General features: G+C 69.7%; 9 protein-coding genes. 3 read left to right on the plus strand and 6 right to left on the minus strand.

Translation table 11 applies throughout. From position 1 onward, the window contains the following. Positions 1-66: 66 nt before the first annotated feature. The 5 genes from ACFQ7F_RS43340 to ACFQ7F_RS43360 all read right to left on the minus strand — a co-directional run bounded on the left by ACFQ7F_RS43340 (position 67) and on the right by ACFQ7F_RS43360 (position 7,006). Entirely contained in the window at positions 67-2,172 is a 2,106-nt protein-coding gene (locus ACFQ7F_RS43340) for a SpoIIE family protein phosphatase (protein WP_383284372.1), read from the minus strand. 55 nt (positions 2,173-2,227) lie between these two features. Beyond that, positions 2,228-2,920 carry a class I SAM-dependent methyltransferase gene (locus ACFQ7F_RS43345; RefSeq protein ID WP_383284375.1) on the minus strand — a complete coding sequence of 231 codons (693 nt, stop codon included), beginning with the start codon at positions 2,918-2,920 and terminating at the stop codon, positions 2,228-2,230. Between the two features lie 127 nt (positions 2,921-3,047). Beyond that, positions 3,048-3,734, minus strand: coding sequence for a DUF402 domain-containing protein (locus ACFQ7F_RS43350; RefSeq protein WP_383284378.1), 687 nt, complete (start codon positions 3,732-3,734; stop codon positions 3,048-3,050). Positions 3,735-3,826: 92 nt separating this feature from the next. Next, positions 3,827-5,239 (minus strand): class II fumarate hydratase, encoded by a 1,413-nt coding sequence (locus ACFQ7F_RS43355; protein ID WP_383284381.1) that lies wholly within the window; start codon positions 5,237-5,239, stop codon positions 3,827-3,829. A gap of 90 nt (positions 5,240-5,329) precedes the next feature. After that, positions 5,330-7,006: a fumarate hydratase gene (locus ACFQ7F_RS43360; protein ID WP_383284384.1), complete on the minus strand. Its 1,677-nt coding sequence runs from the start codon at positions 7,004-7,006 to the stop codon at positions 5,330-5,332. Between the two features lie 159 nt (positions 7,007-7,165). Between ACFQ7F_RS43360 and ACFQ7F_RS43365 the strand changes: the two genes are divergently transcribed. Together ACFQ7F_RS43365 and ACFQ7F_RS43370 are read left to right on the plus strand one after the other, a co-directional pair. Continuing rightward, on the plus strand, positions 7,166-7,846 hold the full coding sequence (locus ACFQ7F_RS43365) for a DUF1707 domain-containing protein (RefSeq protein ID WP_383284390.1): 681 nt from the start codon (positions 7,166-7,168) through the stop codon (positions 7,844-7,846). 190 nt (positions 7,847-8,036) lie between these two features. Next, positions 8,037-8,417, plus strand: coding sequence for a WhiB family transcriptional regulator (locus tag ACFQ7F_RS43370; RefSeq protein ID WP_383284393.1), 381 nt, complete (start codon positions 8,037-8,039; stop codon positions 8,415-8,417). 108 nt (positions 8,418-8,525) lie between these two features. Here the strand turns inward: ACFQ7F_RS43370 and glpX are convergent, their stop codons facing one another. After that, complete coding sequence (glpX, locus tag ACFQ7F_RS43375) at positions 8,526-9,563, minus strand: class II fructose-bisphosphatase (protein WP_383284396.1); 1,038 nt, start codon at positions 9,561-9,563, stop codon at positions 8,526-8,528. 173 nt (positions 9,564-9,736) lie between these two features. Here glpX and ACFQ7F_RS43380 point away from each other — a divergent pair, with 173 nt between their 5' ends. After that, positions 9,737-10,255, plus strand: a complete 519-nt coding sequence (locus ACFQ7F_RS43380) for a DUF4245 domain-containing protein (RefSeq protein ID WP_383284399.1) — start codon at positions 9,737-9,739, stop codon at positions 10,253-10,255. The last annotated feature ends 35 nt before the right edge of the window (positions 10,256-10,290 follow it).

Consider the following 10,290-nt stretch of genomic DNA (forward strand, 5'->3'; position numbering starts at 1 on the left):
CAAGTAACTGCTTGTGGGCCCCTTCGCCGTGAACTGTTCCGTGCCGTGCCGTGAACTGCTCCGGACTCAGCTGTGGTTCAGCTCGAACCACACCACCTTCCCGGTGCTCAGACGCGTCGCGCCCCACCGCCGGGCCAGCTTGTTGACCAGATAGAGCCCGCGTCCGCCCTCGTCCGTGGCTCGCGCCTGGCGCAGCCGCGGCAGCTGCGGCACCTCGTCCCCGACCTCGCAGCGCAGGACGTCCGTGCGCAGCAGACGCAGGGTCACCGGACGGGACGCGTACCGCACGGCGTTCGTGACGACCTCGCTGACCAGGAGCTCCAGGGAGTCGGTCAGCTCCTGCAGGCCCCAGCGCTCCAGGGCGCTGCGGGCCAGGCGCCTGGCGCGGGCGGGCGTGGCGTCCTCCGGCTCCAGGTACCAGTACGCGACGTCGCTCGGCGCGATCCCGTCGAAGCGGGCGGCGAGCAGCGCGATGTCGTCGTCCCGGTCGCCGGGGCCGAGCATGTCGAGCACGTCGTCGCAGAGGGCCTCGAGGGGCGGCGGGTGGTCCGGGCCCGTCAACTGGGCGGTGGCCGCGAGCCGTTCGCGCAGCTGCTCTATGCCGGTCCACACGTCACGCAGACGGGACTCGACCAGGCCGTCCGTGTAGAGCAGCAGGGTGGCGCCCGCGGGCGCGTCGAGCTCCACGGCCTCGAAGTCGACGCCGCCCACGCCGATGGGCGCGCCCGGCGGGACCCGCAGGACCTCCGCGCGGCCTCCCAGGTGCAGCAGGACGGGCGGCGGGTGCCCTGCGTTGGCGATGGTGATGCGGTGCGCGACCGGGTCGTAGACCGCGTACAGGCAGGTGGCCATCCGGTCCGAGCCGAGCCGCTGGGCCTGCTCGTCCAGGTGGTGCAGGACCTCCTGGGGCGGCAGGTCGAGCCCGGCCAGGGTCTGGGCGGTCGTCCGCAGCTGGCCCATGATCGCGGCCGAGGTCATGGAGTGCCCCATGACGTCGCCCACGACGAGCGCGACCCGGCTGCCGGGCAGCGGGATCGCGTCGTACCAGTCGCCGCCGACGCGGGCCGTCTCGGCGGCCGGGAGGTAGCGGGACGCCAGGCGGACGCCGGTCGGGCGCGGCAGGGTCTCGGGCAGCATCGTGCGCTGGAGCTCGTCGGCGATGTACGCCTCGCGGCCGTAGAGCACGGCCTTGTCGATGCCGAGCGCGCTGTGCGTGGCCAGCTGGGCGGCGACGAGGAGGTCGTCGTTCTCGAACGCGGGCCGGTCGGGGCGGCGCAGGAACACCGCGGCGCCGATCACCCGGCGCCTGCCCCGCAGCGGGGCGAGGATCGTCCGCTGCCCGGCAGGCGCGTTGCGGCCGTCGCCGAGCAGCTCGGGCAGTGCGGCGCGGGCCGCGGGGCCGTCGGCGAAGACCGGGCGTACGCCGCGCAGGACCTCGGCGAGGGCGCCGCCGGGGTTCACCTCGCACAGCTCGGCGGTCGTCACGAGGTCGTTCTGCATCTGGAGGGCGGGCAGGGTGCCGCCGTCGGTGTCGGGCTCCTCGGCCCCTTCCTCGATCGAGCGCAGCCGGTCGGTACGGCGCAGGCGCAGGACGAGGGTGCCGCTGGGCCGCTCCTCGCCGACCGGCAGCGGGTCGCGGAGGTAGACGAGTATCGCGTCGGAGAACGTCGGCACCGTGGCCCGGCACAGGCCCATCACGATCTCGTCAAGGTCGATGCCGCGGGCGATGCGCCGGGTCGCGGCGCCCACGAAGCGCAGCCGGTCGCCGTCGCGTCGCATCGCCGCGGGGCCCGAGCCCGGCGGCCGTGGCTGTCCCGTACGCCGCTCCTCACCGCCGGGGGCGCCCGCGGGGGCGCCGTCGAGGATGTCCTGCCCTTCGCCCTGTCCGGCCGCCTTGTCGGGGCCGGGCCGTGCGGGCCCGCCCTCGGGGGCGGGGCGCGGCCGGTGCGGGTCGGGCTGCTGTCCCGAGGGGCCCGACGACTGGGAGTGCTCGTCGCTTGGCCCTGCGGCCGGGTCGCCCGTCCGGGCCTGAGCCTGTGCGGGGAAAGCGGCCGCGCCCGGGGTGTCCCGCGCCTTTCGGGCACGCGCGGGCTCCCCGCGGGGATCCGCGGGGGCGGCGGGCCGGGCAGCTCGGGGCTGTCGGCCCTCGTCGGGGATGGAGTGCTCCGTCACGCGTTTCGAATCCGTCCGTCCGGGGCTGCGCCTTGGTGTCCGGTGGCTACTTTGGTCAGCCGCGTCGGCAGTGCAGGAAAATCTGGTGCTCGGGTGGTACGCCGGTACTCGCCGGGGCGTAGGAGTACGTTTCCTCGTCGATGATGTCGAAGCCCGCGTCACGTACGACCTGCCGCAGTTCGTCCCGCAGGTAACCGGATACCCGGATTGCGTGACCCAGGAACGGAATTCTCGCGTCATCCAGGTCTGCCTCGACCATGGACAGCGCGAGCAGGCCACCGGGGCGCAGCAGTCCGTGCAGCAGCCGCAGAGCGTACGGGATCTCGTCGCGCGGCAACATCAAGAGTGCGAAGAACGCCGTGATCCCGTCGAACTGACCGACCCCGGCAGGCCCTTCGGCCCGCAGCGCCGCCACGTCGAGCAGGCGGAACTCGGCGTTGTCCGCCGGAACGTTCTTCCTTGCGAGGTCGAGCATGCCGGACGAGAGGTCGATGCCGAGGACGCCGTGACCGGCGTCGGTGAGCTGACGGGCGGTCGGCAGGCCGGTGCCGCATCCCACGTCGAGAATCCTCGACCCGGGCGGCAGCACGTCGACGAGCCGCTGCCCGGCGGCCAGCTGGCCGTCCTTGTGCGGGAAGGCGTCGTCGTAGTGCTGTCCGATGGCGTCGAAGGCTTCGGCCTGCCCTTTCCGGTCGGGCAGTACGCCGGGTGGCCCGCCGTAACTGTCGACCTCGCTCGCCTCGCTCACGTTCTGCCGCCCCTCGATGACATGCTGTCAGGCAACGCGCAAGCTCAGGGAGTTGCTGCTGAGTTGCTGCTGTGCGCCCTTGCGGAGGACGATCCTACGTTTGAACCATGGGGGCGCATCAAGGGTCTCATGACGTCACATGTGTGGGAGTGCGGTCCCAGTCATCGGGAAGTGATGGAATCGCCCAGTCCGGATCGGGGCGCCAGTGCTGCCAGTTGTCCGAAAACGGCAGTCCCCAGGAACGGATCACCTCGATGGCCGCGCGCCCGGCGGCCCGCACTTCCTGCGCCTTTCCCGGTTCCATGAGGCCGGCGCGCTGAGCCTGGACGAACTCGTCCTCGTCGTGCCACTGCCAGGTCCGGTCAGGGCGCACAGAGATGTCCAGAAAGTGATCCTCGGAATCGATGCCTCCGGCCCACCGGGTGCGCGGCTCCTCCAGGTTCACGTACCAGTTCTTGAACTGCCATCCCGGATCCCAGAACAGCCACACCGACCACGGCTCGGCGGGCCGGGCCAACTTCAGTACGCCGGTACCGAACCAGTGGTCCCTAAGCAGCGCGCGGGGCTTGGTGTAGCGGGTGGCCAGGGGCTCATGGTGAACGGGAGTGCCGTCGGCGAGAACGGGCTTCACGCATTCCGTCCCGGGGGCCATCCACGCGGCGAGCAGCTCTTCGGTGTCCTGCACGACCGTGACGGGCCGGCAGATGTGAATTCCGTTCCCGGCGTTTTCCTTGTACCGCCACAACACATGGGAGCCGGGGGCCCAGCGTGCTGCTTCGCTGCTCGTCGTTGGCGGCGTGGTGAGGTCTGTCATGCAGAGATATTAGTCGCCGCCCTGGCAGGTGCTACAGAACCTGCCAGGGCGTAAAGAAAATCGCCCTACGGCCGTGCTTAAAGAGAATTGCCCTACGGACGCGTCATCCGCAGCACGTCCAACGCCTCGTCCAGCTGCGTCAGCGTGAGGTCGCCCCGCTCGATGTACCCGCCTTCGAGCACGACCTCCCGGATGGTCTTCAGGTCTGCCTGAGTCTTCTTGGCGACCTTCGCCGCCTCCTCGTACCCGATGTACTTGTTCAGCGGAGTGACGACGGAGGGCGAGGACTCGGCGTACTCCCGGGCCCGCTCGGCATTCGCGGTGATTCCGTCCACCGTCCTGTCGGCGAGCAGCCGAGAGACATTGGCGAGGAGCCGCACGGACTCCAGAACGTTCTTCGCGATGACCGGCAGCATCACATTCAGCTCGAAGTTCCCCGCGGCCCCCGCGGCGGCCACCGTCGCGTCATTGCCGGTGACTTGCGCGGCGACCATCAGCGCCGCCTCCGGAATAACCGGATTCACCTTTCCCGGCATGATCGAGGAACCGGGTTGCAGATCGGGCAGGTTGATCTCGGCGAGCCCGGTCCGCGGCCCCGATGCCATCCAGCGCAGGTCGTTGGCGATCTTCGTGAGACCGACGCCGATCGTCCGCAACTGCCCACTGGTCTCGACGATGCCGTCCCGCGCGCCCTGGGCCTCGAAGTGGTCCCTGGCCTCGGTCAGCGCGAGCCCCGTGGCCCGCGCCACTTCCTCGATCACGGCCGCCGAGAAGCCGGGCGGAGTGTTGATCCCGGTGCCCACGGCCGTTCCGCCGAGCGGCAGTTCGGCGAGGCGCGGCAGCGAGGACCGCAGCCGCTCCACGCCGTAGCGCACCTGCGCCGCGTACCCGCCGAACTCCTGGCCCAGGGTCACGGGCGTCGCGTCCATCAGATGCGTGCGCCCGGACTTCACCACGTCGGCGAACTCCTCCGACTTGCGCTCAAGGGCGCTCGCCAGATGTTCGAGCGCCGGGATCAGGTCCTGCGTCACGGCGCCCGTCGCCGCGATGTGGATCGAGGAGGGGAAGACGTCGTTCGACGACTGGGAGGCGTTCACGTGGTCGTTCGGGTGGACGTCCCTGCCAAGACGCTCCGAGGCCAGCGTCGCGAGCACTTCGTTCGTGTTCATGTTGGACGACGTGCCGGACCCCGTCTGGAAGACGTCCACGGGGAAGTGCTCGTCCCAGCGTCCTTCGACCACCTCGCCCGCCGCGTCGGCGATCGCCTCCGCGACGTCCTTGTCGAGCACCCCGAGGTCCGCGTTGACCTTCGCCGCCGCGGCCTTGATCCGGGCGAGTGCGGCGATGTGCGCGCGCTCCAGGCGCTGCCCGGAGATGGGGAAGTTCTCCACCGCCCGCTGCGTCTGCGCCCGCCATTTGGCGTGCGCGGGGACCCGCACCTCGCCCATGGAGTCGTGCTCGATCCGGTATTCACCGCTTGCGCTTGCGCTGGCGTCGCTGGTCATGCATCGAACCTACTCCAGCCCCGAACGTACTCCGGGGTTCACCCGACGGCACGGAGGAGCCCTCTGTACGCAGAGGGCTCCTCCGTGCCACTACGCCAGGCCGGGGCCGCGCACCGGGATGTGCGTGAACGTCGGCTCGGGAGCCGGGTTCTGGAAGAAGTCGTTGCCCTTGTCGTCGACCACGACGAAGGCCGGGAAGTCCTCGACCTCGATCTTCCACACGGCTTCCATGCCGAGCTCCTCGTACTCGACGACCTCGACCTTCTTGATGCAGTCCTGGGCGAGACGCGCGGCCGGGCCGCCGATGGAGCCCAGGTAGAAGCCGCCGTGCGCGTCGCAGGCGTCCGTGACCTGTTTGGAGCGGTTGCCCTTGGCGAGCATGACCTTCGAGCCGCCCGCAGCCTGGAACTGCTCCACGTAGGAGTCCATCCTGCCTGCCGTCGTCGGGCCGAAGGAGCCGGAGGCGTAGCCCTCGGGGGTCTTGGCGGGGCCCGCGTAGTAGACCGGGTGGTCCTTCAGGTACTGCGGCATCTCCTCGCCTGCGTCGAGCCGCTCCTTGATCTTGGCGTGCGCGATGTCGCGGGCCACGACGAGGGGGCCGGTCAGCGAGAGCCGCGTTTTCACCGGGTGCTTGGTGAGCTCGGCGAGGATCGCGTCCATGGGCTGGTTGAGGTCGATCTTGACGACGTCGGTGGCCGCGGCGTCCTCGTTGAGGGCCTCGTCCGTCGTTTCCGGCAGGAAGCGCGCAGGGTCCGTCTCCAACTGCTCGAGGAAGACGCCTTCGGCGGTGATCTTCGCGGTGGCCTGGCGGTCGGCCGAGCAGGAGACGGCGATCGCGACGGGCAGCGAGGCGCCGTGCCGCGGCAGGCGCACCACGCGCACGTCGTGGCAGAAGTACTTGCCGCCGAACTGCGCGCCGATGCCGATCTTCTGCGTCAGCTCGAAGACCTTCTCCTCAAGGTCCTGGTCCCGGAAACCGTGCCCGGTCGGGGAACCCTCGGCGGGCAGCTCGTCCAGGTAGTGCGCGGAGGCGTACTTCGCGGTCTTCAGGGCGAACTCGGCGCTGGTGCCGCCGACGACGATCGCCAGGTGGTACGGCGGGCAGGCGGACGTGCCCAGGGAGCGGATCTTCTCCTCGAGGAACTTCATCATGGAGGCCTCGTTCAGGACGGCCTTCGTCTCCTGGTAGAGGAACGACTTGTTGGCCGAGCCGCCGCCCTTGGCCATGAAGAGGAACTTGTAGGCGCCGCCGTCGGTCGCGTACAGCTCGACCTGGGCCGGGAGGTTGGACCCGGTGTTCTTCTCCTCCCACATGTTCAGCGGGGCCATCTGCGAGTAGCGAAGGTTCAGCTTCGTGTACGCGTCGTAGATGCCGTGCGAGAGCGCCTTCTCGTCCTCACCTTCGGTGAGGACGTTCTGTCCGCGCTTGCCCATGACGATGGCCGTGCCGGTGTCCTGGCACATGGGGAGCACGCCCGCCGCCGCGATGTTCGCGTTCTTCAGCAGGTCGAGCGCCACGAACTTGTCGTTGCCCGACGCCTCCGGGTCGTCGACGATGCGCCGCAGCTGGGCCAGGTGCGCGGGCCGCAGATAGTGCTGGATGTCGTGGATGGCCTCGGCGGCGAGCGTGCGCAGCGCCGCTGGATCGACCTTGAGGAACGTCCGCCCGTCGGCCTCGAAAGTGGAGACGCCCTCGGAGGTCACCAGCCGGTACGGCGTGGTGTCCTCTCCCAGGGGGAGCAGATCGGAGTACTCGAACTCTGGCATTTACGGCCATTCCTCACTCGGCAGACAGCGGCGCGGCCTCCATTGGCGACGCGCCAACCAGCGTAGAACGCGCGAAGTGGACCGAGCCTGTGAGGTAAGGCTCAGTAGGACGGTTCGGGGGGTAGTCGCGATCTATCGCGTTTGGGTACGCTGGGTGGTGTGGACCTAGAAAAGCGCCCTCAGCAGACTCACCCGGAACCGCGGCCCGCAGGCCTGCGCGCGTCGGACGCCGACCGGGACCGCACCGCGGACATCCTCCGCGAGGCCCTCGCCGAGGGGCGCCTGACCGCCGAGGAGCACAGCGAGCGGATCGACGGGGTCTATCGCGCCAAGACCATGGGTGAACTGGAGCCGCTGGTCGCCGACTTGCCCGCGGCGAGCGGCGCGGCGCACGCGACAGCGGCGCCCGAGCGCGCCCCCTCCCGGCCGTCGGACGGCGTGGTGCCCCCGGTCGCCGACGAGAACCTGGTCGCGGTCTTCAGCAGCTCCGTCCGCAAGGGCCGCTGGCGCGTGGGCCGCCGCACGCACGCGTACGCGATCTTCGGCAATGTGGAGATCGACCTCAGCGAGGCGATCTTCGAGCAGCAGCAGGTCGTCATCAAGGCGATCTCCGTCTTCGGCAACGTGGAGATCCGCGTCCCGGAGAACGTCTCGCTGCGGGGCAGCGGCACCGGTGTGCTCGGCAACTTCGAGGTGGACATGCTCGATTCGCCCGAGCGGGACGCCCCGGTGGTCTTCGTCGACGGCTTCTCGGTCCTGGGCAACATCGAGGCGAAGCCCAAGCGCGGCAAGCTCGTCCGGGACCTGCACAAGCAGCTGCGCAAGCATCTCGGTCATTGATCGGTCATCGTGCCGAGAGGGCCGAGGGGGTGCACTCAGGGGGCGCATCCGGCCGTGGAATCGAGGGGCGCATCCCGCCGCTGACGGCGCGAACTTCCGTACATCGGAACTCAGTGCATAGGCGTGTGCACAGCGGGTAGAGCTTGCTGCATCGTCTCTCGCTCGCGAAGCCGTCGTCAGGAGTAGACCCGTGCTGCAGCCGTCGCATCAGTCCCTGCAGGTCGCCGCCGTTCCGGCCCAGCGGGAACCAGTGCGCGATCGGAACCAAGACGCCCCATGGCACACCGAGGCGGTGTGCCGACGAGACGAGGCCGGGCTGTTCTTCGCCCCGTCCAAGGAGCCGACCGCCTCACGCCTGTCCCGCGAGGAAGCCGCGAAGCGCGTCTGTGGCGGCTGTCCCGTGATGGTCGAGTGCCGGGAGCACGCCTTGCTCCAGCCCGAGCCGTACGGAGTCTGGGGCGGCCTCACGGCCGCTGAGCGCCGCGTGGTGCTCGCCAGGCGGCGCCGGCGCGAGGTGGAGCTCAAGAAGACCGCGCACACGACCGCGGGCCCGATCGCCGCCGCCGGATAGCCGTCCGCACGTTGTCGTCGTACGGCGGAGGGGGCGACCCCCGCACGGAGCGCCCCCTCTGTCGTACCTGTCGTGTCTGTCGTACGCGACGTCTTCGAGCCCGATGTCCTACTTGGCGCGGTCGAAGTCAATGGCGCTGTACGCGCGCAGCTTCTTGAGCCGGTGGTCCGAGTCGATCTTGCGGATCGTGCCCGACTTGGAGCGCATGACCAGGGACGAGGTCGAGGCCGTCTCCGCGGCGTAGCGAACGCCCTGGAGCAGTTCGCCGTCCGTGATGCCGGTCGCGACGAAGAAGACGTTGTCCCCGTGGACCAGGTCGTCGGTCGAGAGCGTGCGGTCCAGGTCGTGCCCCGCGTCGAGCGCGCGCTGGCGCTCGGCGGCGTCCTTCGGCCACAGCTTGCCCTGGATCACACCGCCCAGGCACTTGATCGCGCAGGCCGAGATGATGCCTTCCGGGGTGCCGCCGATGCCCATGAGCATGTCTACGCCGGTGCCTTCGCGCACGGCCATGATCGAACCGGCGACGTCGCCGTCCGAGATGAACTTGATGCGCGCGCCGGTCTCGCGGATCTCCTTGACGATGCCCTCGTGACGGGGGCGGTCGAGGATCATGACCGTGACGTCCTCGGGCGAACGGCCCTTGGCCTTGGCGACGCGGCGGATGTTGACGGAGGCGGGGGCGTTGATGTCCACGTAGTCCGCGGCCTCCGGGCCCGTGACCAGCTTGTCCATGTAGAAGACCGCGGACGGGTCGAACATGGCGCCGCGGTCGGCGGCGGCAAGGACGGCGATGGCGTTCGGCATCCCCTTCGCGCAGAGGGTCGTGCCGTCGATCGGGTCGACGGCGATGTCGACCTCCGCGCCGGTGCTGTCGCCGATCCGCTCTCCGTTGAAGAGCATCGGGGCCTCGTCCTTCTCGCCCTCACCGATGACGACGATGCCGTTCATCGAGACGGTGGAGACGAGGGTCCGCATGGCCCTGACGGCGGCGCCGTCGGCACCGATCTTGTCGCCGCGGCCGACCCAGCGGCCCGCGGCCATGGCGGCTGCCTCGGTGACCCGGACGAGCTCCAGTGCCAGGTTGCGGTCGGGAGCCTCGGGAGAGACTTCGAGCTCGGAAGGGAGATGATGCTGATGCTCGGTCATCGGAGCGCACCTTTCTGCTGATACGACGACGGCCGGATGAGGGTGTGCCACGACTCTATCCGCAGGCCGACAAAATGAGCAGAGGGCCCCACGCATGAGCGGATCGGGCACTTGGGCGGCACTTGGGCGGCACCGGGGGAAGAGCTTTGTCCGGCGCCTGAGAACATGGGGGCGTGGCAGGCAGACAAGGCAAGCAGACCGTACGGAACATGCTGTGGTCGATGGCGGTGATCACCCTCGTGGCCGGTGCGATGTACGTCTTCATCCCGCATGACGACTCCAAGAGCCCCGTCAAGCGCGTCGACTACAGAGTCGAGCTGCTGAGCGCGCGGCGGGCGGCGGCCTATCCGGTGGCGGCCCCCGAGGGCCTGGCCAAGGAGTGGAAGCCGACGTCGGTTCGGTTCGACGGCACCAAGGGCGACAGCTGGCACCTGGGTTTCCTCGACCCGTCCGGTGAGTACGTCGTGGTCAAGCAGTCCACGGCGAAGCCGACCAAGTTCATCGACGAGGTCACGCAGCGGGCCGTGCGGACGAAGGCCACCGAGGAGATCGGCGGCCAGACGTGGCACCGCTACAAGGGGCAGACGTACGACGCCCTGGTGCGCGAGGACAAGGGCGCGACGACGGTGGTCGCGGGCACGGCGCCGTTCGGTCAGCTGACGGAGATGGCGCAGGCGCTGAAGACGTCCTGACGGGGCGCGGGGCGCGGCGCAGGGTGTGCAGGTAG

The organism is Streptomyces sp. NPDC056486 (assembly GCF_042795295.1).
Classification (GTDB): Bacteria; Actinomycetota; Actinomycetes; order Streptomycetales; family Streptomycetaceae; genus Streptomyces.